Source organism: Paenibacillus oralis (genome assembly GCF_003863965.1).
Taxonomy (GTDB): domain Bacteria; phylum Bacillota; class Bacilli; order Paenibacillales; family Paenibacillaceae; genus Fontibacillus; species Fontibacillus oralis.
Genome location: NZ_RRCN01000001.1, coordinates 3865358 through 3888557, shown reverse-complemented (window position 1 = coordinate 3888557; position 23200 = coordinate 3865358). Strand labels below are relative to the sequence as shown.

Below are 23200 nucleotides of genomic sequence, written 5' to 3'. Positions count from 1 at the left end.
ACCGTTAGAATGGCAGCTCGATCCGTAACGGACCGTAATGACCTTATTCGCACATTTCCCAGGTATTTCCCAATGTAACGGACCTACAAGGCGTTATTCCGCTTCGCAAGGGGTAATTTGCATAAGTTTGATGAGAATAACGGCGCTGGAGTCCGTTACATTTTTGCAACCTCCGTTTTGGCCCATTTAACGTCTTTGGGGTCCGTTAGCCGGACAGCTGGCCAAGCACTTGGGCTTCCATTCAAAAAGGTGAAGGGGATTTTCCCCTCCACCTTTTTTGCCGTCACCCTATCGCCTAACGGTTCAACAAACTTCCGACATAGCGCAGCAGCTCGTTGGCGCATACCGGGCAATACCCGTGCTCGTCGATCAGCCGTTTGCTGACCTCGTTGATCCGCTTCAACTGGTTTTCGTCCGGCGTTTTGGTCGACGTCGTAATTTTCACGATATCCTTGAGATCGGCGAACAGCTTCTTTTCGATCGCCTCCCGCAGCCGGTCGTGATGATTGTATTCGAATTTTTTCCCTTTCCGCGAGTAGGCGGAAATGCGGATCAGGATCTCCTCCCGGAACGCCTTTTTGGCGTTTTCCGAGATGCCGATCTGCTCCTCTATCGAACGCATCAGGCGCTCATCGGGGTCCAGTTCCTCGTCCGTCAGCGGATCGCGGATTTTCGTCCAGTTGCAAAATGCCTCGATGTTGTCGAGGTAGTTCTCAAACAGCGTGCGCGCCGACTCTTCAAACGAATACACAAACGCTTTTTGCACTTCTTTTTTGGCCAGTTCGTCGTATTCCTTCCGGGCGATGCCGATAAAGTTCAAATAGCGCTCGCGTTCCTCCTTCGTGATGGAGGCATGCTGATCGAGGCCGTCCTTGATCGCCCGCAAAATATCGAGCGCCCCCATGCAGTGCAGGTCCTGCTTGATCAGCGCGCTGGAAATCCGGTTGATCACGTAGCGCGGATCGACGCCGGACATCCCTTCCTCCAGGTATTCGTTTTGCAGCTCTTTCAAATCGGCGTCCTTGTAGCCCTCCACTTCCTCGCCGTCGTAAAGGCGCATTTTTTTTACCAGATCGACGCCCTGCTTTTTCGTTTCCTTGAGCCGGGTCAAGATGGAAAAAATCGCCGCCGACCTTAACGCATGCGGGGCAATGTGAATGTGGTTCATATCGCTTTGGCCGATCAGCTTCGCGTAAATTTTCTCCTCCTGGGACACCTTGAGGTTGTACGGAATCGGCATGACAATCATCCGCGACTGCAGGGCCTCGTTTTTCTTGTTGGCGATAAACGATTTATATTCCGCCTCGTTCGTATGGGCAACAATCAGCTCATCCGCGCTGATCAGCGCAAACCGGCCGGCCTTGAAGTTGCCTTCCTGGGTCAGCGACAGCAGGTTCCACAAAAACTTTTCGTCGCATTTCAGCATTTCCTGAAATTCCATCAGCCCGCGGTTGGCTTTGTTCAGTTCGCCGTCAAACCGGTATGCCCGGGGGTCGGACTCCGATCCGTATTCGGTAATCGTCGAGAAATCGATGCTTCCCGTCAAATCGGCAATGTCCTGCGACTTCGGATCGGAAGGGCTGAACGTGCCGATGCCGATCCGCTCATCTTCAGAGAGCAGCACCCGCTCCACCCTGACGTTTTCAATGTCGCCGCCGTACTCCGTTTTGAGCTTTAACTGGCAGACCGGGCATAAGTTGCCTTCGATCCGGACGCCCAGCGCCTTCTCCACCTCGGGCCTCAGCTCATGCGGAACGAGATGGAGCGGGTCCTCATGCATCGGGCAGCCGGCAATGGCATATACGGCCCCTTTGTCCGTCCGCGAAAATTTCTCCAGCCCCCGTTTCAGCAGCGTCACCAGCGTCGATTTGCCGCCGCTGACCGGGCCCATCAGAAGCAAGATCCGTTTTCGCACGTCCAGCCGGCGGGCGGCGGAGTGAAAATATTCCTCGACCAGCTTTTCGATCGCCCGATCCAGCCCGAAAATTTCCTGCTCGAAAAACTTATACCTTTTCCGGCCGTCAACTTCCTCTATCCCATAAGACTTAATCATTTCATAAACTCTGGCATGGGCGGTCATCGCCGGCGAAGAGTCCTTGGCCAAAAGTTCGATATATTGTTTAAATGTGCCGCTCCACGACAAAGAGTCGCTTTCCGCCCGGTAAGCCGCTATACGTTCAAAAATGTCCATGTTAGGTACCTCCTGTATCCCGCTTGGGGGTTCTCCCGCGTCCCCGGCCTTTGTATCTGAAGCTGAATTTAAATGGAGCTTTCACATAGAAAAGTGTATTACATTCCTATGCGGCTTTTCCCGAGAAGTTGACCGTTTTCGGGCTAAAAATATTCGCATCGAAAAAGTGGGGATTGAAGTTTGTGCTATAATTTGTACTGATTATGGATACGTAAAATGCGAGTTCAAAAAGTTAGGTTTTCAGGACCGAAACTTATGCTCCCGATGTGCGTTTCTTCAAAACGCTTTAGTTGGATGAGGCAAGTAGACGATTCTGGAAATAACGTTAGCATGAGGGCAAGTGAAAACTTGAGAAAACAGCAAAATTAGTCTATTGAAGATCTCGGGCGACAACATAAAGGAAAAAAAGGGCGCTATTTCAGCGATATCCCTCATGTTGCGTGAAATAGAGGAATTTTATGGCGCTATGTTCACGATTTAGTGGCGAAAGGCTGCCTTCCGACCTGTTCATCGAAAAATAAGACCCAAAAGTTCCCCTATGGTGATGAATAGGCTCAAATTCGGAAAATAAGACCCTAAAGTTCCGCTATTTTATGGGGGACGCTTCCCCTGAGCGCGCAAGACTAATATAGAACAATGTGATCCATGGCACCTGTCGCAGATAAGCCGTATTATTTCCGGATCATTCTACTAGGGACTGAGGAGCGGAGCTGAACGTTTTCGGAGAAAACGGCTTCGGAAGCATAGACTTGTGAGGGTACGTGAGCAACTGAAATGTTTCCGCAGGAAACATGCTTCGTAAGCATAGGCTTGTGCCCGGCTGAATTCAAGATTCGACGCCGATCCACTTCATGAACTTGCTTCGTCATGGAAAGATAACTTTTTGAACAACCTTGTAAAGGAGATCGTCATGGCAGTACAGCATGAGACGGAATTATACGCCCCGTTGAAGGCTTTTTTTGAGGAGCGCGGATACATCGTGCGCAGCGAGGTGCGCCATTGCGACCTGGTCGGCCTGCGGCCGGACAGCGATGAGCCGCTGATCGTCGAAATGAAAAAAACGTTTAATCTGCCGCTGCTGCTGCAGGGATTGGAACGGCAAAAGCTGAGCCGCGAGGTTTATTTGGCCGTGGAGAAAAACCGCACGAAAAAAGGGGCGCACAACCAGCGCTGGAGCGAAATCACCGTATTGTGCCGCAGGTTGGGGCTAGGGCTTATCGCAGTCACCCGGTATAAAACGAAACCGGCGTTTGTGGAAATTTTATGTGCGCCCGGAGACACCGTGTACAACCCGGGACCCAAGGTCGTCAAAAGGCGGGCGGAACGGCTGATGCACGAATTTCATGAGCGCAGCGGCGATTATAACGTCGGCGGCAGCCACGGCACCAAGCTGGTGACGGCGTACCGCGAAAGGGCGCTGCGCGTCGCGCTCGCCTTGCAGGAAGGCGGTGGAGAGATGGCCCCAAAGGACGCGCGCGACCGCAGCGGCGTCGGCAGCGCCGCGGCGATTCTGCAGCGCGACTACTACGGCTGGTTCCGCCGCGTCGCCCGCGGCCGCTATTGTCTGACGCCCGCGGGGGCGGAAGGCCTGCGGCAATACGCCCACGTCGTCGATGCGTGGCGGCGCACCGCGGCGGCCTTGGAGCGGAGCGAGGGGGCGGAGTAGGCCGGGCGTGGGCTTTGGGCGAGGGACGTGGCCCGGCGAGAGACAGGGGCGTGGTGGCCTGGCGATGCTCCGGTCTAAGTGAACGTGCAGGACCGGCAGCGGCTGGCCGTTTGTGTGAACGGGTGGCAACCGAAGTGCAGGCGGCCCAGTGCAAGCCAGTCGTGGCCGATGGCGATTGGGCCATGCTCGGGCGCGCCTGGCGCGATAAGGCGCGTTCAGCTGCCGGAACGCGCCGTGAAACCGGCGAGGGCGGCGGCGATGCGCGCCAGCCCCTCGCGTAGCCGCGCTTCTTCGAGCGCGGCCACAGTGAGCCGGATGAAGCTATCATCCGGCTCACCGGCGTAGCACAGCGTCCCCGGCAGGAACGCTGTGCCCTCCAGCAGCGAAGCGCGCAGCAGCGCTTCGCTGGAGATCCCGGCGGGCAGGCTGACCCACAGGTACAGCCCGCCGCCGGGATCGGCTGCACAGGCGCCCCGCCAGGCGGGCGCCTGCAGCAGCTCCAGCGCGAGCGCGCGGCGCGCTGTGTACGCCGCCGCGGCTGCGGCGGCATGCCGCGCGGCCGCGGGCGAGGCGAGCCAGGCGCGAAGCCGCCCGGCTCTTGCGGCCACGGCCCGATCGTCCGCGGTTCGATCGGCCTCGCGCCTTTGGCTAGCCCGGCCCGCCGCGGACAAATCGCCGCCGCTCCCGCGCCCCGCTTCCCGCCGCAGCCTTTCCATCGCCTCCGCCTCGCCGCGCAGCCAAGCCAAAGGCAGTTGCGGCAGAAGCGTCCGCTCAAACGAGCCAACGCCGATCACCTCGGCCCCGGAAATCCCCGCCGTCCGCCGCAAGCGGAACAGAGACTCGCAGCATTCCGGCACCACCGCTTTCAGTATTTCATCCCCCAGCAACACCGCTTTCGGTATTTCATCCCCCGGCAACACCGTTCTCGGCATTTTGTCTCCCGGCCCCGCCGCCGTCAACCTCTCCTCCGCAGCATCCTTCGCTTCCCGGGCTTCCGGAGCTTCAGGAACCTTCGGATTTTTCAATAACAGCGCAAACGGCAGCGCTCCTGCCGTGTCGTCCTCCACGAGCGGCAGCTCCAGCTCCGCGCTCAGCGCAAGCAGCTCCAGCTTGCGCTGCCGGCTCCACACCCGGCCGGACGGATTCGAGAAGTGCGGCGTCACATACGCCAGGGCCCCCGGCTTGCCCCCGGCCAGCCGCGCCTTCCGCCGCACATCGTCCGGCAGCATGCCGTCCCGGTCGCACTCCACCGGGACGGCCCGCAGCCCCAGGCGGCGCATCAGCTCCAGCGCCTCCGGCGCGGCGGGCGTTTCGACCAGCACCGCCCCGCCGCCGGGAACCATCGTCCGCAGCGCCAACTCAAGCGCCCCATCGGCGCTTTCCGCAAGCAGCCATTGCTGCGGCGGGAGCGACTCTCCGCCCTCGCATTTGGCGTAAGCGGCGGCCAGCCAATCCACCAGCGTACGATCCGCCCTTCCCGCCGCCGGCACGCCATCCCCGCTTTCATCCTGTGGAATGTTTTCTTCATTTAATATATCTTCATCCCGTAAATCCCGTACTCCATTCCCGTGCGACCCGGCCAACCCGATCAACGTTCCGTTTTCCAGACGTTCTTCGGCTGCAAGCACAAAAGCGGGCGGCAAACTTCTCCCTAACATCTCCAGCCAGAATTTCAGATGTACTCCCCCTCTCCACTGCTTCATTTACGGCGATTGTACCCCAGGACAAAGTTTCCAGACAACCGGCGGCGGCAAACCAAAAACGACACGTAATTTGGCATATTTTCTCTAAATCTATCCTTTTTGCGATAAAAATGTCGCCGTGTTAGAATGGGTACTGCGAATAATAGTTTTTGAGGTGATTATGTGATGTCTTACTCTACGGAGCCTGCGACCGACACTGAACCGATGCCCAGCCGAAAAAAGCAGAGGCCTTCCGTAGCTTTGATTTTGCTCGTCTGGGTACTGTTGATTGGCGCCGGAATCGCCGCCGCCTATTTTTATAGCAATCATTTAAAGCAATCGATGGTCGCACAGCTGGACGCCAAATGGCAAAGCCAAACGGAATTAATGAAAGCCGACTACACCTCGCAATTGGCGGCATTATCGAAAGAAGTCGAAGAACTTCAGGGCAAAGTCGACACGTTTAACGAACTGCTTGAGTTTACGAAGGACAATACCAGCGAAAAAACGGACAACAGCAACAAGCTGTATACCCAACTGAACGAGGTTAAGCAGCAGCTGGCCAAGCTCCAGAAACAGATGGATCTGCTCAAATGATCACGCCGGTAAAACAAATCAACCGTTTTTTTCTGCTGGCAACCGGTCCTTTGTTTGGCCTTCTGATCGCCCTGCTGATCAGCGGCCCCCGTATCGAGTGGAACAGCCAACCCGGCGATATTACGCCGGAGGCAGATATTTTTCAGACGACCGGGGCGATTTCCGCCGGACTTACGCAGGCGCAAACGAACGCCGAAACCACGATTTCGTCTATCCAAAAAACCGCCGAGCTGTACCGCAAAACGACTTCGGCGATGAGCACCATCGTGAAAACGGCCAAAACGTCCGCCGGGATGCCCGCGACCATTTACAATAAAAGAATCACGGCCAAGCTCGGAACACCGTACGAAGCGATCCAGAGCGACCGGATTCGTATCGAGTTATACAAAGTCAACCCGGGAACCTACCGGGGTTATGCGATGAAGGTCAAGCTGAAAGCTCCGGATGCGATGAAAATGACGCTGGGCAAAGACATGCTGGGCGGTTCGGAAACGACCAAACAAGCCGTTCAGCGCTACGGCGCCGTGGCCGGCATTAACGCCGGCGGGTTCGCCGATTCCCGCGGCAAGCGTTACCCGTTAAGCACGACGATCGTGGGCGGCAAATACGTAAACGGGTTCGAAGCCACTTACAAGGATTTGTTTTTCGTCGGCTTGGGCAAATCCGGCAAACTCATCGGCGGCAAGTTTGAGCGCAAGGAAGATTTGGACAGGCTGGAACCGGTGTTCGGCGCTTCCTTTGTGCCCATCCTGTTGCAGGACGGCAGGAAAACGACGATCCCGGAAAAATGGCAGTCCTCGCCGCTGCGGGCGCCGCGTACTGTAATCGGCAACTACAAGGACGACCAGCTGATCATTTTAGTCATCGATGGCCGGGACGAAAACGGAAGTTCCGGAGCGACGCTGGAAGAACTGCAAATAAAATTGCAAAAGATGGGTGTCCAGGACGCCTATAACCTCGACGGCGGGGGTTCTTCGTCGCTTGTCGTCAACAGCCGGGTGGTCAACAGCCCGTCGGATGGCGCGCTTCGGCCCGTACCAACCCACTTCTTGTTCTTTAAATAGCGTAAGTCAAACCGCAATTATTTTCATCTATGAAAAACATCACATTTTAGCATTTATTTTTAAAGTTTAGGCGGGTATAATAAGAGCAGAAGTACAACGTGGAGGTGTTCGGGTTTGTCTTTCTCTTTGACGTTCTGGATTATTGCCCTGGTTTTGGCTATGTTTTTGTGCGGGATTTTGACCGCGTCTTATAACGATGATAAAACAAAAGGTCTTTAATGAAGACAAGCGCCGATCAGCGCACATTCCAAGAAGACAGGCCGCCGGTAAGCGGTCTTCTTTCTTGCGGTCATTCAGGCATAGGCTGACGCGATTCGGATAGCCAAAATAAATAAGCCTCCCCTGCGGGAAGCTTATTTATTTACGATTTGCCGCGGGGCCGTCCCTTTTCATGCGGAAAGGCCTAACCCGCGCGAAGCTATCAGGTCTTTGGTTTTAGGACAACTGATTCATTTCGACCAAACACTGATTGCAAATGGAGCGATCTTTAAAATCGCTCACGTTTTCCATCGATCCGCAGAACACGCATTTCGGACGGTATCTTTCCAAAATAATGTGATCTCCTTGTACCAAAATCTCGACGGGATCGCCCTCGTTCATTTGATATCTTTTGCGCAACGACTTGGGTAAGACGATTCTCCCCAGTTGATCTACTTTACGGACCACACCAGCAGGTTTCATAAAGTCACACCTCTCCTGACAAAAAATTATGTAAAAATAGAACCAAATACCTAATCTATTTTATTTCGCTATCATTTTCAGGATTCCTGCTAAATTTCAATTGTTTTAATTATTTTGGCAGGATTTCCTCCAACCACCGCTCCGGCCGGCACATCTTTCGTAACGACCGCCCCCGCCGCAATGACCGCGTTATCGCCGATCGTCACCCCGGGAACAATCACCGCCCGGCCGCCGATCCATACATTGTTGCCGATCTTGACCGGTTTCCCGAATTCCGCACCGGAGTTGCGTTCGGCCGGATTTAGCGGATGGGCTGCCGTATAAATATGAACCCCCGGCGCCATAAAGCAGTACTCGCCAATATGCACCTCGCATACGTCAAGGATAACGCAGTCGAAATTGGCATAAAAATGATTCCCGACATAAATATTCGTGCCGTAATCGCAGCGAAAGGTCGGTTCGATGTAAATATCGTCGCCGCAGCTTCCGAACAACTGCTTCAAAATACCGGTTCTCCGCTCCCGTTCATCCTCCCGGGTGGCATTAAACTCTCTGGTCAACCCGCGGGCCCGCAGCCGTTCGGCAACGAGCACGGGATCGCTGGCGTCATACCAATCGCCGGCCAGCATCTTCTCTTTTTGAGTTGTCACCCTCATCTACTCCATTCCTGGAAAATCAAGCTGCCGCAGCGCCTCATACACGATAATCGCCGCAGAATTGGATAAATTCAGCGAACGGACTTTATCCGTCATCGGCATCCGCATCACGGTATCGGGATGCGCCGCCAAAATTTCCGGAGACAGCCCTTTCGTTTCTTTGCCGAACACTAAAAAATCCCCATCCTGAAACGAGAAATCCGTATACCGTTTATCCGCCTTGGTAGTCGCGAAGAAAAACCGGCTGCCCTGGTATTTTTCCTCCACTTCCCGAAAGGAATCGTGGTATTCAATGTGGACCGCGTACCAATAATCCAGCCCGGCCCGTTTCAAAGTTTTGTCATCCGTTCGAAAACCCAGCGGACGCACCAAATGCAGATGGGTCCCCGTCGCCGCGCAGGTTCTGGCGATGTTCCCCGTATTTGCCGGAATTTCCGGCTCCACCAGCACAATATGCAATGCCATGAAACTAACACCTCGTCCAATTTGTGAGTCTGTCCATCCTCGGGCAGCGCTTGTTCCATTATAACAAATCGGCCGCCCGCTTTCAGGTGCGGGGCCCGAAAGCAAAAACTCCACCACCGCCAAACCTTGCGATGATGGAGCCATAATTTGCTATGGCCTGAAGCGGCATGGCCAAGCCCGACCGGCCTTGGTCCCGCTTAGCCGTGCGACTTCCGGAAATGGTCCATAAATTCGACCAGGGTCTTAATAGCGTCATACGGCACGGCATTGTAGATCGAAGCGCGCAGACCGCCTACGCTGCGGTGGCCTTTGAGCCCCACAAAACCGGCTTGCTCCGACTCCTTGACAAACAGCTTCTCCAGCTCTTCGGAAGCGAGGCGGAACGTAACGTTCATCGTCGAGCGGCTGCCTTGCTCCACGCAGCCCCGGTAAAATCCGGCGCTCGCGTCGATCGCTTGATAGAGGAGACCTGCTTTTTGCTCATTTTTTTGCTCGATGCCTTGTAAACCGCCTTGTTCCTCAATCCACTTCAATACTTCGTTCACCATGTAAATGGAGAAGGATGGCGGAGTGTTGTACAGCGAGTTGTTTTCCGCATGGGTATCGTACCGGAACACCGTCGGCAGATGCTTCGGCGACTCGCGGAGCAGCTCCTCACGGGCAATCACGACCGTCACCCCGGACGGGCCGAGGTTTTTCTGGGCTCCGGCATAAACCATGCCGAATTGCTTGAGATCAAACGGACGGCACAAAATATCGCTCGACATGTCCGCAATCAGCGGCACGCTGCCGGTGTCCGGAAATTTCCGGAACTGCGTGCCTTCAATCGTTTCGTTGGACGTGATGTGCACGTACGCCGTATGATCCGGAAGATTCAAACTGCTGACATCCGGAACGGACATATATTTATTTTCCTCCGAGGAGGCCGCAATAAACGTCTCGCCGATGAGCTTCGCTTCCTTAATCGCCTTGTTGGCCCAGCTTCCCGATTTTACGTAACCGGCCGTCTTGCCTTCGGTCAGAAAGTTCATCGGAATCATCGCAAATTGTGTGGAAGCCCCGCCCTGCAGGAACAACACCCGATAACCGGACGGGCTGCCAAGCAGTTTCAAAAGGCGGCTGGACGCCTCGTTATGAACCGCTTCGTACACGGCTCCGCGGTGAGACATTTCCATAATCGACATGCCTGTTCCGTTAAAATCGACAAATTCCGCCTGAGCGCGTTGCAGCACTTCCAGCGGCAGCGCGGCCGGTCCGGCGTTAAAGTTATAAGCTCTGTTACTCATTGCTCCCCATCCCTTTCCTTCCATGGCTTGTATAGTTCGAAGTTTTAGATAAGGATTATCATATCAACTAAACCGCCGCCCAGCAAGCTGATATTTCGCAAAAATTCGCCAGTTTACAGAAATGACACATTAATGCTTCATTTTGATAAAGACATAAACTGTGCGCATACCGCGCATAAATTACAGAATGCCGATCTCAAGTATACTTCCATTATTTCCCTTGGCGAAATAACGGTCATTTGTGTCGTTATTTTGGATATATGACCTCTCACGCGAAAATAGCGGACTTTTTGGTACTTATTTCTTTCCGAACTTGGTAATCAGAGCTTACTATCCCTATTCGCCAATAATAGATACAAAAAATGTCCTTATGTCGGCTGAATCCCTTGCTTTGGTGAAAATAACGCCCTTTTTTACCGCTATTCCCGCGGCCTGGCTACCTTAAAGCCTTCCCCAACGGACTGGAACCACCTGAACAACCTACACCGTCTTAAAAAACTCGTAAATCCGGGTCCAAGTCTGCCGCTCCCCTGGAGCGAGCTTCACTTCCACGAACATCTCCGGTGAAACAACATGCCCCTTCCCCCATACCGCGGCAGCGGCGACGCGGAGCTTGCTGCGCTCGCGAACCCCAAGACCGCTTGGCCGATGCAGCAGCTCCCAAAGCCACGGCTGTTCCGCTCCATCAAACCCCGGCAGGCGGAAATAAAATTCCTGCTCCGGCTGCCGCTCCCAGGTAACTTCGTTGCCGCTGAACGCAAGCCCGTCCAGTGTACCGGGGTCATCGCTCCAGGGTGAAGACGCAAACGGAAAACGCAGCACGTAGTCCGGGCCAATCGGCGTGCCGTCAATCCCGAAGAAATTGTGGCAGTATTCATCGGTATGAACCGGTCGGGTGCCCACGTTATCCATCTCAACGCTCACGATAAGCCGATCATGATCGATCGAGACGGTTTTTACGAGCTGCACGGCGTAGCCGTTGCAGTCTTTAGGCAACACAGTAAACGTAATGCTTTTCGGCCCCTTCTGCTCCGTCATGATGGAAAACGGCTCGGCCTCATAAGCGCGGAAAAATTGATAAGGCGCCGCATCCGGGCGTGTCAGCAACCCGACGCCAAGTTTGGGAAACTTCCCGCCGATCCCCGCCTCGTCATAGCCAATGGCTTGCGCGATCCCGAATTCGCTGCAAAGTCCCTTCCCTCCGGTACCTTGACCGGGAATCAGGCTTTCCGGAACGCAAAACGTATGGCCCGCGAACCGGACGCCCGTAATAAAGCCGCTCCAGTCAAACCGCGTTCCCCGGTATTCCCCGGGGTCCGCGATATCGACCGCAAGCAGTTCATTTTTCAGTTGATAAGCCATGCAATCATTACCTTTCTTGAGCAATATAAGTTGAACTCTGATTGGTACGCGATAGGGCAGCCGTGTGAAATGTTCTTACGATCGCTGTTGTTCGCAGATTTCTATGATCAACTAAATTCGAATGTGGTAGAAATCCGCTCACAAAGGCGACCACTGCCGTTTCTTCAGAATCATTTCCCACTCTTGCCGAACTCGCTCCTTTCTTTAGTTCAACTTATATAGCGGGTCAAGCATCACGATCAGCTCATGAACGCCAGCGGCGGGCAAGGCTTCGATCTGCGCACGGGAGATCAGGCAGCCGATTCCAGCGTTTTCGCCATCCAGGGTTTGACCATCCAAGGTTTGACCGTCCAGGCTGACGGAACCCACCCGGTACTGCCCAAATTCGGCCCGCTGCGAATTGCGGTAAACGACCCGCAGCATGCGCCCGGCGAACAGCGTTTCGACCACCGCTTCGCCGGCATCGTTAAACTGCGCCTGCACGAGCTTTGGCTCCAAACGGAGGTCGCCGTAGCAGCCCTTGACCCCGTAAACCTCGGTGAGCTGCGTCAGCAGCAGCCAGCTCGCCGATCCGGTCAAATAGGTGTACATGCCCCGGCTGCGCTCATTGATATATTCCGGAACCCCCGGATATATCCGGCTGTTCTCGAAATCGGCGGACAGCCGGTAAATGGAGTCGAGCACCTCGAACCCTTCCTGCACGAAACCGCGCTTATACAGCGCATTGGCGTACATGACGGTCATATGGCTGAACATTGCGCCGTTTTCTTTGTGGCCGAAAGCGAAGCCAAACGCCCGGCCCAGGTTTTGCTGGATTCCGCCAAAGCGGGAATTCAGCCGGTATCCGATCCGTTCGTCTTTCAAATAGCGCTTTACCGCTTGCGAAATTTGCCCCGTCTGTTCGTCCGTGGCGACGCCGCCCATAATCGCGAACACCTGCCCAGTTAACGTCATCCGTACGCCGTCCGGATGGTCTCCTTCGACGCGTTCGCCATCATTGTTGTAATAGCCGTTGAACCAGGCATACCCTTCCTTGCTTTGGATCCATTCATTTTGGCGAAGATGCGCTACGGCCCAGTCCGCTTTCCGCTTCAAATCCTCGGCCACCTTGCGGATGTCAAGCGCCAGCTTTCTGCCGCTTACGCGCGGAGTAACGGCGTCGTAATAGCGGTCAAGCAAATCCCGCTTTTCCTGAATGCTGTCATAAGCAATCGGCTGCCCAAACGTATCAAGCAGCAGCGCCATCTCTTCGGCGATGTCGAGCGAATCTCTTCCCGTGCGCTTCTGCAGCTCAAGCAGCAGCTCCGACAGCTCCATCAGGTTGCTGGCGTAAAACGCCGTAAACGCCACACTTTCCCCGCGGTCCGGGGCCAAATCGAGCCCGTCGTTCCAGTCCGCGCCCTCCAGCTTGATGTTGCCGTGGTCGCCAACATTAAAGAACGGAACGATATTTTGCAACAAAATATGCTCCAAAATCGTGCCCTCGTAAATTTGTCCGTCCAAGGTCAGCAGCTTGTTCCCCTGCTCCGGCGTCCAGGACGCATCACGCTCGCGGCACCGCTTAACGAATACGTCGCGGAAATAGCCTTGCGGCTGAAACAGGAAGTCCAAGTCCCCGCTTTGATGGAGATACAGCAACGTCGTCATCAGCGGCCAGGCGCCATGATCCATCCATACCCGCGGGATGTTGTTGCGGTCGGCGACGAATTCCCCCGGCTGCGCGCCGATGATCGTCGCGTTGCTGCCGTCCATCCGGACGCCGGCGTAATTGTTGAGCAGCAGATGGCGCACTTCCGCCGGCTCCATCACCATCAGCGCCAGACAGTCCTGCCACAAGTCGCGCCAGCCTCTGCCCCCGCGTCCGTAATCGTGGTAAGGCAGGAACGAATTGCCGTAAAGCCGGCGCAAAATCGGCTGCAGCGTCACCCATTTCATCCATAAATCCTGTTCCTCTTGCCCTGAGCTGAAGCGGATCGTATCCAATTTGTCCCGCCAGTAAGCCTGGTTTTGCTCAAGCAGGGCATCGAACCGTCCGGCCGCCAAATAATCCGCCGCATATCGCCCCACATCGATCCGGTCGCCCGAAATGATCATGGCCACGACATATGAGACGGATTTCCCCGGCGCTAATTCCACCGGAGCGAAACGCAGCGCGCCAACCGCTTCGTAACCTTCCACAGCGGCTCCCGCCTGCGTATCCGGCTCCCGGTTCATAACGACGGCCTCCGGCCAGTCCAACGCCCCGCCTTCGCCGATAAAATCCTCCGCCACCGGGAAAAATCCGGTGGGCGCCGCGCCCTCGCCTTCAGCGCCAAGCACAGCGTAGGCTATCTTATTGGCACGGTGGCCCCGCTCGTCAAAGGAAAGCGCCGGCTGCACCTCAATGCCGTACTCCGACGTAAATATCCGGTGAAGCAGCGACGTAACGTGGCGGTGATCCCGCAGATCGTCGGCCGAACGTCCGTACAGCGGAATCGCCGCCGTCGGCGTCAGCCGCAGCGGGGCGTTTCCCGTATTGGTCAGGGTGACCTGCATCAACTCGATTTTATCGTCCGTTACCGGAACAAAGCTGACCGTCTTGGCCTGCAGCCCGGCTTGTTCATTCTCGCGCTTCACGGCATGCCATAGGAACCCTGCCTCCACCGTGGAGCGTTCTTCTTCCCCCGTAAACCGCGCTGCGTTTTGTTTGGCGGAATTGCCGCTGACGGACCAGGCCCCGTATCCCTCGATAAACACCCAAAAATTCCGCGATGCTTTGGAATTGTGCAGGCTTTCCGCCGAAACGGGCTCCATCAGAAATGTGTTGTGCCCCGAAGTGATGCCTCCGTGCAAATTCGGGGTCACGGCCGACATCATCCCCGCCTCGTTGACGAGGGGAAAATACAAATAGCTGTTATGCCCTGGCTGCTCCAGGCTGAATTCGCCTTGCTCCCCTTGAAACTTCCATCCTTTTTCTCCCATTTGCGCTTCTTCCTCTCTCTCTGTAGTCCGCATTTACGATTTCACGGCCCCGGCAAGCGCGCCGTCCACCAGGTATTTCTGAATGAAGGTATAGAGCAAAATGAGCGGAGCCGCCACGATCGTAATCCCGCACGCCAACAGCGGCCAGTTGTTGCCGTATTGGCCCTTGAACTCTTTTAAGCCAAACGTAATCGGATAGTTCACTTTGCTCGGCAAATACATGATCGGACCGACGAAGTCGTTCCAGATGCCGATCGCCGTAAGGATGACGCCTGTCGCAATAACCGGCTTCATCAGCGGCAAAATCATCTGGAACAGGTATCTTGTATACCCCGATCCGTCCATGCCCGCAGCTTCGTCCAGCTCGCGGCTGATCGATTTGATGTAGCCGACGAACATCATAAACACGACGCCCGTACCGCTTGTCTTCAAAATGATGTAGCCCAGCTTCGTATCGTAACCGAAGAAATCCAGGCTTTCCTTAAAGGTAAGCATCAGCTTATATTGAGCGACCATCGGGTTCGGGAGAAACTGCGACAGCAGGAAAAACATATAAATGAACCCGCTCCATTTGACGTACCCCCGCGCTACCGGGAAGGCGCCAAGGATAGACACAATAATCGTAAGCACCGTTGCCACGGCCGTATAAAGAACACTGTTCAGAAAATAGTTCGCAAAATTGCCCTCAGTCCAGGCGCTGACGTAGTTGCTCCACTGGGTGTCCTTCACCAGCCCGATCGGGTTCATCAAATATTCGGGATACGATTTCAGCGAAACGTTGAGCACCAAAATCAGCGGCACCACGTAAAGGACAAGCAGCACGGCGATGACGGCGTAAGACAGAATCGTAAATGAATTGGATTTTTTCATTTTAATATTCCACCTCTCTCTTACGCGTCTGTCTGACGGCCACGACAACAAACACTAAAATGATCAGGAACTGGACCACGGACAGCGCCGAAGGCAAGCCCATTTCCAGACTGCCGCGGAACGTTTCCTTATACACGTCATACGCCATCGTTCTTGTGTTGAACTTGCCGTCCGTCGTGGCGAGGATAATATCGAACGTGGACATCGCCCCGATGATCGAAAGCAGCATGTTGACGGTAAAAGACGGCGCGATCAGCGGGAACGTAATGTTCTTAAACGATTGCCAGCGGTTCGTCCCGTCGATGTACCCCGCTTCGTACAGATCCTTTGGTACGGATTGCAGGCCGGCGAGGAAAATCAGCATCGAATAGCCCATGTACATCCAGATTTGCACGAAAATAATGTAGCCGAACGCATGCGTAAAGCTGGAGAAAAACATATCTTTATATCCGAACAGCCACTGATACAGCATATTGACCGGCCCGCTCATCGGGTCGAACATCATGCCCCAAACGAGCGCGACGACGGCCACCCCAAGCACGACCGGAAGAAAAAACACGGCCCGGTAAAAATAATCTCCGCGCAGCCGTTGGTTAATCAGCACAGCCACAAACAACGCCACTCCGTTCTGCACGATAGTGACGATAAACATGAAAATTAACGTGTTTTTGATCGAAACCCAACGTTCCCCGGAATTTCCGGCAAAAAACAAGTCTTTATAGTTATCAAGCCCGACGAAATGCATGGAGCTGCCGGGGATATTTTTCACATCCGTAAACGAATAAATCACGGTTAACATCGATGGTCCGAAATAAAAAACGACGTATAACGCCAGCGGAATCAACAGGAGCAGAAAAGGAACGTAACGGGCAAAGCCTTTTCCAAATGGGTACATCTCTCTCACCTCTTAAGGTCCAAATCAAATAAAGGATCGGGGCCTGACGAGCAGACCCCGAGGGCAGTACAGTATGGTTGTTTTCTTTCTATAGATTCAGACAGAAACCTTAGGCTTACTTAGGCGCTGCGGCTTCCCATTCTTTTTGCTGGACGTCGGCCAGTTCCTTCGCGGTTTTAAATGCTCCGCCCGGAGCCAGGTATTCCGTATGCACGCCTTCGGCCGCAAGATGTTCGCCCACGTTTTCGCGGTTGATCATCATAATCTCGTAAGCCAGTTCAAAGTCGCCAAGGTATGGAGTCAACTCCTGGTCGATAAATTCGCTTTCCGTCGAAATGTTGTCCTGCGTTGGAATAAAGCCGGCGGCTTTGACGAATTTGGTGTAATTTTCAGGCTGGGAGAAAAATTCCATCCATTTAAGGGCGCCTTCTTTGTTTGGCCCTTTTTCGGCAACGTACCAGGTTACGTCGTACTTCCCTACGAAAGAAGCGTTTTTCGCGGCGTCTTCCGTGGCCGGAAGCGGGAAATATCCATATTTCAGATCGGGATTCGCGGTTGCGATCGTCGGAGCGTCCCAGCTCCCGTCCGCCAGCATCGCGGTTTTGCCTGCGGCGAAAATCGACGGTACGGAAGCATAGTCGATCCCCATAAAGCCATCGATCATGTAATTGTCCTGAATCGTTTTCGCTTTTTCCAGCACTTCCACAGCTTCGGCGTCATTAAACGCCGTTTCGCCCTTCCAGACGCCTTCGATCCATTTTTGCTGGTCGCCGCCGCCCAAAATTTTCGACTGCAGGGCGAACACCGGCAGCTTCAACGGCCATACGTCTTTACCGGCGACGGCAATCGGCGTGATCCCTTTCGCTTTCAAATCTTCGCAAAGCTTGATGAACTCCGACCAAGTTTTCGGCACGGAAAGCCCGTTTTCTTCAAAGATTTGTTTGTTGTAAAACAGCCCGGACATCGCCACCTTGCCGGTTGGGATCGCATACACTTTGCCGTTGTAAGTTCCGGCTTTTTCAATGTCGTTCGCATTCCAGTTCTTGACGAACGCCTGATCCGACAGATCGGCGATCAGGCCCGAATCGATCCATTGCTGCCAATCCGGCGTTTTCGCTCCGGGTGTCCATTCTTGCGGAGAAAGTCGCATCCCGGACAAGTCGGCCAAAATATCAACGTCATTCGCCGTGATTCGCGCTCTTTGCGCCTGCTTGTACTCGTCGTCAGGGCCGGTCGTCGTATATTCAATCTTATATTCCGGATATTTTTCCTCGAACGCCTTATTGATCTCTTCCATCGCTTTGTTAATGTTTTCTTGCTTCCAGTGCAGAATCTTAATGACTTTCTTCTCCCCGGACGCTTTGCCGCCTTCGCCTCCGTTTGCCGGAGCCGCGCTGCCGCCATTGCTTCCGCCTCCGCCGCAAGCCGCCAGACTAAGCGTCAGCGCACCGGCCAGGATCAAGGCTGAAATTCTCTTTACCATGCTGTTACCCCCTATTAAGGTAATGATTTTTGGACTATCGATCCGGTTTATCTTCCCGATTTTACGTTTTGCACTGAAGTTTTTCATGATTTTCGTAAAATAGAGCCGTTTTGGAGAATATCGGGATAAATTTACCGAAAGCGGTTTCGTCAAGACACATTATTGCATCAAAGTTTAGGTTTGTAAAGATTTTTTTTCGCGATTCGAAAAAACCTGATTCCTACGCGGTTCCGACGTATAAGCTATCCGCCGTAAAGCCCTGCATTTGCCTATATTTTTCTATACTCTGCACGTTTATTTCGGGTTGGCTTGACTCCGTTTCGCAATTCCTATAAACTAATCACGAAACCAGTTTCGTGAATATTTCGTAATTGATTTCTTTCATGGTCTTAAACATCTCATTAAGATATACTAATTCCAAAATGTTCTTTTATTGTAGGGAGGGCTGCTTTTTGGCGGTCAATATTAAAACAATTGCGGAAATGGCCGGAGTATCGGTATCGACCGTTTCCAAAATCATTAATAACTATAGCGACATATCCGAGGAGACAAGAGCGAAAGTTCTCGAAATTATGAAGCAGACGGGGTATGTGCCTTCGAATTCAGCGAAAACGCTGGCTACAAAGAAGTCGAACCTGATCGGCGTCATTTTCGCGGGTAAACTCAATATTGATTTTACCCACCCCTTCTTTATCGAAGTGCTGAACGCGTTCAAGAAACAGATGGGTTTTCTGGGCTACGATCTCCTGTTCTTCTCCAACGAGAAGTTCCACTCCGTCGACGGCGATTATTTGGCGCGCTGCCGGCATTTTCAAGTGGATGGATGCATCATCGTCACCGGCCAGGAGGTCGAGCCGTCCATCAACGAGCTGGATCACAGCGAAATCCCCTGCATTGGCGTCGATATTCAACTAAACGGCAAAAGCTCAGGCTACATCATGTCCGATAACTACAAAATGTCCTATAAAGTAGTGGAGCATTTTTATTTGCTCGGGTACAGGGATCTCGGTTATATCGGCAGCACGCTGGAATCCGACATTTCCAATATGCGCGAACAAGGGTACAAGGACGCGATCGAAAGCTTTGGCCTTCCGGTGACGGAACAATGGTTTGTCAACGGGGACAACTTCTTCGAGTCCAGCGGCTATGAAGCCATGTCCCGGATAATCCAATCCGGCAGCTTGCCGCGGGCCGTGTTTGCGGCCTCGGACCTGCTGGCGATCGGGGCGATGCGCGCTTTGAAAGAACACGGGCTGCGCGTCCCCCAGGACCTAGCCATCATCGGCTGCGACGACATCGAAGCGTGCAAATACACGACGCCAACCCTGTCGACCATCCGGCAGAACAAAGACAAAATCGGCAGGCTGGCCGCTTCCCTGCTCTACGACCTGATCAACAATCAATCGGAGACGAGCAATGTTGTCGTGGAGCCCGAGCTCGTGATTCGCGAGTCCTGCGGAGGCAAACCCGACGTGTTTTAAGGCGGACAGGTTAAAATATATACGTAACATTTTCTACGCTAACGGTTGTCATCGCGCTTATTCGAGTGAAAAAGCAGCGGTTTCTTTTCTAAGGGTTGCATATGCGCTTATTTTGGATGAAACAGCCCCATGACCTTCGAAAAACGGGAAATAAGCCCGCTGGCAACCGTTACATTTTGTATCCGCTCGTTTTTGCCCAAATAGCGTCGCTCACAACCGTTAGATTTTTTGCCGACCTCTTTTACGCTATTCACTTGTCCCGCAGTCGGGCACATCTTCATCCTAACCTGTTCATCTCTCCGGCGCGATGGCACTCGGACCAAAAGGCCCAGGCGAACGGGACGCCGCTGAACATCAAAGCAGGAGTTTGCCGATAAGCCGGCTGAACTCTTTTGTATTACGTTGAAAAAACCAGCAAAACCCGGATGCCCTTAGAAACTGCTGCGAAAAACATAAGGACAAAAAATGCCGTTATTCCGGCGATATCCCCCATTCAGAGAGAAATAGAGGACATTTACGCCGCTATTTTCTCGAATTGCCAGGAAAAGCCCGCAATCTGGACCATTCATGGGAAAATAAGTACATAAAATGCCGCTAATGGAGATGAACATGCCTGGCTCCGGATAATAAGAACATACAATGCCGCTATTTTAAAGGCCGACCATTCGCGTTCGCCGTACCAGCACCCGGCTGTCAAGGACCGGCTTCTAGGTCGAGCCCTTTTTTACCGTTAGTTCCAGGTCCTCCGCAAAAACGTTGGCCGTGTGTCCCCCTCCGAATCCTGAAATTTTATAAAATTTATAATTTTAAAAGGCCATCCCGGCGAAGGCGATTGATAACCTTCGCGGGATGGCCTTTTGATTATTTTCTATTTAATAATAGCAATACTTCTTACAGATCGTAGTAAAGTCCGAATTCGTAAGGATGGACTCTTACAGCTACCGCTCTAGCTTCGGCGCGTTTCAATTCGATGAAGTTCTCGATGAAGGCTTTCGTGAATACGCCGCCTGCTGTCAAGAACTCGCTGTCGGCCGCCAGCGCGTCCAGCGCTTCGTCCAGGGAGCCCGGTACGCTGCGGATGCCGGCTTTTTCTTCGTCGGACAGTTCATAGATGTTTTTGTCGAACGGTCCGTAGCCCAGTTTCATCGGATCGATTTTGTTCTTGATGCCATCCAGACCGGCCATCAGCATCGCGGAGAAGGCCAGGTACGGGTTTGCCGTGGAGTCCGGCGTACGGAACTCGATCCGGCATCCTTTCGGCGTTACGGCTGCTACCGGAATGCGCACAGCCGCCGAACGGTTGCCTTTGGAGAATACGAGATTAACCGGCGCTTCAAAACCAGGCACCAGACGTTTAAACGAATTCGTGCTCGGGTTCGTGAACGCGATAATCGCAGGAGCGTGGTACAGGATGCCGCCGATGTAGTGCAGCGCCGTTTCGCTCAGGTTCGCGTACGCCCCTTTATCGTAGAACAGCGGAGTGTCGCCATTGAAGATCGATTGGTGCACGTGCATGCCGCTTCCGTTGTCACCGAACAGCGGTTTCGGCATGAACGTGGCGGTTTTGCCAAATTGAGCGGCCGTGTTATGCACGATGTATTTATAAACCATCAGATTATCGGCCGTTTTGAGCAATGTGTCGAAACGGAAATTGATTTCCGCTTGACCGGAAGTGGCCACTTCGTGATGGTGGCGTTCCACACGGAGACCGGCTTCCTCCAGCAGGCGGCACATTTCACTGCGGATGTCCTGCTGCTTGTCAGTCGGAGCAACCGGTACATAACCGCCTTTTACAGGCACTTTGTAACCGAGGTTTCCGCCCTCTTCGGCGCGTCCCGTATTCCAGATCGCTTCCTCGGAATCTACCGAGTAGAACGTTTTATTCATACCGCTCTCGAAGCGGACATCGTCAAAAATGAAAAACTCCGATTCCGGCGCAAAGAACGCTGCGGTTCCGACGCCGCTTTGTTTCAGGTATTCTTCGGCGCGCACGGCCACGCTGCGCGGATCCCGCTCGTAACGCTCGCCGTCCGGCGTATAGATATCGCAAAACACATTCAACGTCGGATGCGCTGTAAACGGATCTACGAATACGGAGCCGTGGTCCGGCATCATAACCATATCGGATTCTTCGATACCGCGGAAGCCGGGGATCGACGATCCGTCGAAAGCAACGCCGTTTATGAAAGTATCTTCATCCACTTCTTTGGCAGGAAGTGTGATATGATGTGCGCGTCCCGACAAATCAACAAAACGAAAGTCCACCCATTCGATTTGCTTTTCTTTGATTGTTTTTAAAACGAACTCTGCTGACATTACGCTTTCCTCCCCAAATCACGAACATTAAATCCCGTTAATGCGATTAACGTTCATCCTTTTGTTTTATTCTGTGGTTCATTATAGGTCTATTAAAGCCGCTCGTCAATACTTATGTAAGGTATTTTTATATTTCATGTAAGGTATTATTACAACAAGTACAAATTATCCGACAAAAAGTATAAAAGCCCCTTCGCTGCTGTAGCGAAAGGGCTGCCCATTATTGGCAAATACTCCAAAACAGTATAACTTACAGCTGAAGCGCAGCCTTCGGGGTATCAAACCGTTTGCCGACAAGCGGTGCCAATTTCTCCAAATCTTGCAGCAGGGCCGCAAACTGGTCAGGGAACAAGGACTGAACGCCATCGCCCGTCATCGAATTGTCAGGATCGGTATGCATCTCGATAATCAGGCCGTCCGCTCCGGCCGCCACGGACGCCTTGGTCATCGGCTCAACCAGCTCGCGCCGCCCCGTCCCATGGCTCGGATCGGAGATGACCGGCAGGTGGCTAAGGTTTTGCAGCACCGGAATCGCCGACAAATCGAGCGTATTGCGCGTATACGTTTCAAACGTGCGGATGCCGCGCTCGCACAGCATGACGTTAGGGTTTCCGCCGGCCAGGATGTATTCGGCCGCGTTCAGGAACTCGTCGTAGGTCGCGCTGAACCCGCGCTTCAGCAGCACAGGCTTGTTGCACGTACCGAGCTTGCGCAGCAGGTCGAAGTTTTGCATATTGCGCGTCCCCACCTGCAAAATATCGGCGTATTCCGCACAGACGTCGACATACTCCGGCGTCATGACCTCCGTGATCGTCAGCAGGCCGTGTTTTTTGCCCGCCTCGGCCATCATAACGAGACCTTCCACGCCAACACCCTGGAAGCTGTACGGGCCCGTACGCGGCTTAAACGCGCCCCCGCGCAGCACCTGGCCGCCGGCCGCTTTGACGAGTCTGGCGATTTCGTCGATCTGCTCGGGGGATTCCACCGCGCAAGGCCCGCCCATCACGACCAGCTCCCCGCCGCCGATGGTCACATCGCCGATGCGAATGACCGTGTTTTCCGGATGGAAATCGCGGCTCGCCAATTTGTACGATTTTGAAATTTTAATGACATTTTCAACATCCTTCATTTGACGGAGATGCTCGGCGAGCTTCGGTTCGATCGTCCCGATCAGGCCGATCACCGTATGGTCTTTTCCGCGCGACACATGGGCCTGCAGCCCTTCCTTTTCAATCACGGCGACGATTTCCTGGATACGCTCTTCCGGCGTATGTTTCGAGGTAATGACGATCATCTTCATTCATCCTTTCATCTTTAACGGGTAACACCCGATAGGAGTACGATAATTAAGAAGAAATAAAATCACTCTTTCACTTAAACGCTTGTTCGCTTTTAAGCTTTTATTCGTTAAAGCAACTATAGCTGATTATACCGCCCCCGTCAAGTCCAAAGGGGGAATATCTTACGAAATGCAAAAGTGCAGGCGGTTTTCCCCAGAATGCCCGAATATGGCTCGTCAAATGTAAAAGTGCAGCTCATTTCCG

17 protein-coding genes are annotated in these 23200 nt (G+C 53.6%); 4 read left to right on the top strand and 13 right to left on the bottom strand.

Annotated elements, in window-relative coordinates:
- Nucleotides 1-295 precede the first annotated feature (295 nt).
- Nucleotides 296-2191, bottom strand: coding sequence for a PrkA family serine protein kinase (locus EHV15_RS17415; protein ID WP_128632311.1), 1896 nt, complete (start codon nt 2189-2191; stop codon nt 296-298).
- A gap of 910 nt (nt 2192-3101) precedes the next feature.
- Between EHV15_RS17415 and EHV15_RS17410 the strand changes: the two genes are divergently transcribed.
- Nucleotides 3102-3857: a DUF2161 family putative PD-(D/E)XK-type phosphodiesterase gene (locus EHV15_RS17410; RefSeq protein WP_128632310.1), complete on the top strand. Its 756-nt coding sequence runs from the start codon at nt 3102-3104 to the stop codon at nt 3855-3857.
- A 215-nt stretch (nt 3858-4072) separates the two neighbouring features.
- Here EHV15_RS17410 and EHV15_RS17405 read toward each other — a convergent pair whose 3' ends face one another.
- Nucleotides 4073-5560: an aminotransferase-like domain-containing protein gene (locus EHV15_RS17405; protein ID WP_128632309.1), complete on the bottom strand. Its 1488-nt coding sequence runs from the start codon at nt 5558-5560 to the stop codon at nt 4073-4075.
- Nucleotides 5561-5725: 165 nt separating this feature from the next.
- On the opposite strand from EHV15_RS17405, the gene EHV15_RS17400 reads away from it, so the two are divergent.
- Both EHV15_RS17400 and EHV15_RS17395 read left to right on the top strand, forming a co-directional pair.
- Complete coding sequence (locus EHV15_RS17400; RefSeq protein WP_128632308.1) at nt 5726-6136, top strand: hypothetical protein; 411 nt, start codon at nt 5726-5728, stop codon at nt 6134-6136.
- Nucleotides 6133-7200, top strand: coding sequence for a phosphodiester glycosidase family protein (locus tag EHV15_RS17395; protein WP_128632307.1), 1068 nt, complete (start codon nt 6133-6135; stop codon nt 7198-7200). The genes EHV15_RS17400 and EHV15_RS17395 overlap by 4 nt, the downstream gene beginning before the upstream one ends.
- 435 nt (nt 7201-7635) lie before the next feature.
- On the opposite strand, the gene EHV15_RS17390 is transcribed toward EHV15_RS17395, so the two are convergent.
- The 9 genes from EHV15_RS17390 to EHV15_RS17350 form a co-directional block, all read right to left on the bottom strand.
- A complete protein-coding gene (locus EHV15_RS17390) occupies nt 7636-7881 on the bottom strand; it encodes an AbrB/MazE/SpoVT family DNA-binding domain-containing protein (RefSeq protein WP_036624848.1) in 246 nt (81 codons plus the stop codon).
- Between the two features lie 89 nt (nt 7882-7970).
- Nucleotides 7971-8531: a maltose acetyltransferase domain-containing protein gene (locus tag EHV15_RS17385; protein WP_128632306.1), complete on the bottom strand. Its 561-nt coding sequence runs from the start codon at nt 8529-8531 to the stop codon at nt 7971-7973.
- Between the two features lie 6 nt (nt 8532-8537).
- Nucleotides 8538-9002, bottom strand: a complete 465-nt coding sequence (trmL, locus tag EHV15_RS17380; RefSeq protein ID WP_128632305.1) for a tRNA (uridine(34)/cytosine(34)/5-carboxymethylaminomethyluridine(34)-2'-O)-methyltransferase TrmL — start codon at nt 9000-9002, stop codon at nt 8538-8540.
- A gap of 197 nt (nt 9003-9199) precedes the next feature.
- Nucleotides 9200-10288: a 3-phosphoserine/phosphohydroxythreonine transaminase gene (serC, locus tag EHV15_RS17375; RefSeq protein ID WP_128632304.1), complete on the bottom strand. Its 1089-nt coding sequence runs from the start codon at nt 10286-10288 to the stop codon at nt 9200-9202.
- A gap of 480 nt (nt 10289-10768) precedes the next feature.
- Complete coding sequence (locus tag EHV15_RS17370; protein ID WP_128632303.1) at nt 10769-11650, bottom strand: hypothetical protein; 882 nt, start codon at nt 11648-11650, stop codon at nt 10769-10771.
- 204 nt (nt 11651-11854) lie between these two features.
- Nucleotides 11855-14611 carry a GH36-type glycosyl hydrolase domain-containing protein gene (locus EHV15_RS17365; protein WP_128632302.1) on the bottom strand — a complete coding sequence of 919 codons (2757 nt, stop codon included), beginning with the start codon at nt 14609-14611 and terminating at the stop codon, nt 11855-11857.
- A 33-nt stretch (nt 14612-14644) separates the two neighbouring features.
- The gene (locus EHV15_RS17360; RefSeq protein ID WP_128632301.1) at nt 14645-15481 is read right to left on the bottom strand and encodes a carbohydrate ABC transporter permease; all 837 of its coding nucleotides are present in this window, start codon (nt 15479-15481) and stop codon (nt 14645-14647) included.
- A gap of 1 nt (nt 15482) precedes the next feature.
- Nucleotides 15483-16376, bottom strand: coding sequence for a carbohydrate ABC transporter permease (locus EHV15_RS17355; protein ID WP_128632300.1), 894 nt, complete (start codon nt 16374-16376; stop codon nt 15483-15485).
- Between the two features lie 115 nt (nt 16377-16491).
- Complete coding sequence (locus EHV15_RS17350; protein ID WP_128632299.1) at nt 16492-17859, bottom strand: ABC transporter substrate-binding protein; 1368 nt, start codon at nt 17857-17859, stop codon at nt 16492-16494.
- A 452-nt stretch (nt 17860-18311) separates the two neighbouring features.
- Between EHV15_RS17350 and EHV15_RS17345 the strand changes: the two genes are divergently transcribed.
- A complete protein-coding gene (locus EHV15_RS17345) occupies nt 18312-19340 on the top strand; it encodes a LacI family DNA-binding transcriptional regulator (protein WP_246061655.1) in 1029 nt (342 codons plus the stop codon).
- An 891-nt stretch (nt 19341-20231) separates the two neighbouring features.
- Here EHV15_RS17345 and glnA read toward each other — a convergent pair.
- Nucleotides 20232-21656: a type I glutamate--ammonia ligase gene (gene glnA, locus EHV15_RS17340; RefSeq protein ID WP_128632297.1), complete on the bottom strand. Its 1425-nt coding sequence runs from the start codon at nt 21654-21656 to the stop codon at nt 20232-20234.
- Nucleotides 21657-21906: 250 nt separating this feature from the next.
- Nucleotides 21907-22950 (bottom strand): 3-deoxy-7-phosphoheptulonate synthase, encoded by a 1044-nt coding sequence (aroF, locus tag EHV15_RS17335; protein WP_128632296.1) that lies wholly within the window; start codon nt 22948-22950, stop codon nt 21907-21909.
- Nucleotides 22951-23200 lie beyond the last annotated feature (250 nt).

What these genes read in the sequence shown, in the direction of transcription:
- EHV15_RS17415 (WP_128632311.1), bottom strand. Translation starts at nt 2,191, where the DNA reads ATGGACATTTTTGAACGTATAGCGGCTTACCGGGCGGAAAGCGACTCT.
- EHV15_RS17410 (WP_128632310.1), top strand. Translation starts at nt 3,102, where the DNA reads ATGGCAGTACAGCATGAGACGGAATTATACGCCCCGTTGAAGGCTTTT.
- EHV15_RS17405 (WP_128632309.1), bottom strand. Translation starts at nt 5,560, where the DNA reads ATGAAGCAGTGGAGAGGGGGAGTACATCTGAAATTCTGGCTGGAGATG.
- EHV15_RS17400 (WP_128632308.1), top strand. Translation starts at nt 5,726, where the DNA reads ATGTCTTACTCTACGGAGCCTGCGACCGACACTGAACCGATGCCCAGC.
- EHV15_RS17395 (WP_128632307.1), top strand. Translation starts at nt 6,133, where the DNA reads ATGATCACGCCGGTAAAACAAATCAACCGTTTTTTTCTGCTGGCAACC.
- EHV15_RS17390 (WP_036624848.1), bottom strand. Translation starts at nt 7,881, where the DNA reads ATGAAACCTGCTGGTGTGGTCCGTAAAGTAGATCAACTGGGGAGAATC.
- trmL (WP_128632305.1), bottom strand. Translation starts at nt 9,002, where the DNA reads ATGGCATTGCATATTGTGCTGGTGGAGCCGGAAATTCCGGCAAATACG.
- serC (WP_128632304.1), bottom strand. Translation starts at nt 10,288, where the DNA reads ATGAGTAACAGAGCTTATAACTTTAACGCCGGACCGGCCGCGCTGCCG.
- EHV15_RS17370 (WP_128632303.1), bottom strand. Translation starts at nt 11,650, where the DNA reads ATGGCTTATCAACTGAAAAATGAACTGCTTGCGGTCGATATCGCGGAC.
- EHV15_RS17365 (WP_128632302.1), bottom strand. Translation starts at nt 14,611, where the DNA reads ATGGGAGAAAAAGGATGGAAGTTTCAAGGGGAGCAAGGCGAATTCAGC.
- EHV15_RS17360 (WP_128632301.1), bottom strand. Translation starts at nt 15,481, where the DNA reads ATGAAAAAATCCAATTCATTTACGATTCTGTCTTACGCCGTCATCGCC.
- EHV15_RS17355 (WP_128632300.1), bottom strand. Translation starts at nt 16,376, where the DNA reads ATGTACCCATTTGGAAAAGGCTTTGCCCGTTACGTTCCTTTTCTGCTC.
- EHV15_RS17350 (WP_128632299.1), bottom strand. Translation starts at nt 17,859, where the DNA reads ATGGTAAAGAGAATTTCAGCCTTGATCCTGGCCGGTGCGCTGACGCTT.
- glnA (WP_128632297.1), bottom strand. Translation starts at nt 21,656, where the DNA reads ATGTCAGCAGAGTTCGTTTTAAAAACAATCAAAGAAAAGCAAATCGAA.
- aroF (WP_128632296.1), bottom strand. Translation starts at nt 22,950, where the DNA reads ATGATCGTCATTACCTCGAAACATACGCCGGAAGAGCGTATCCAGGAA.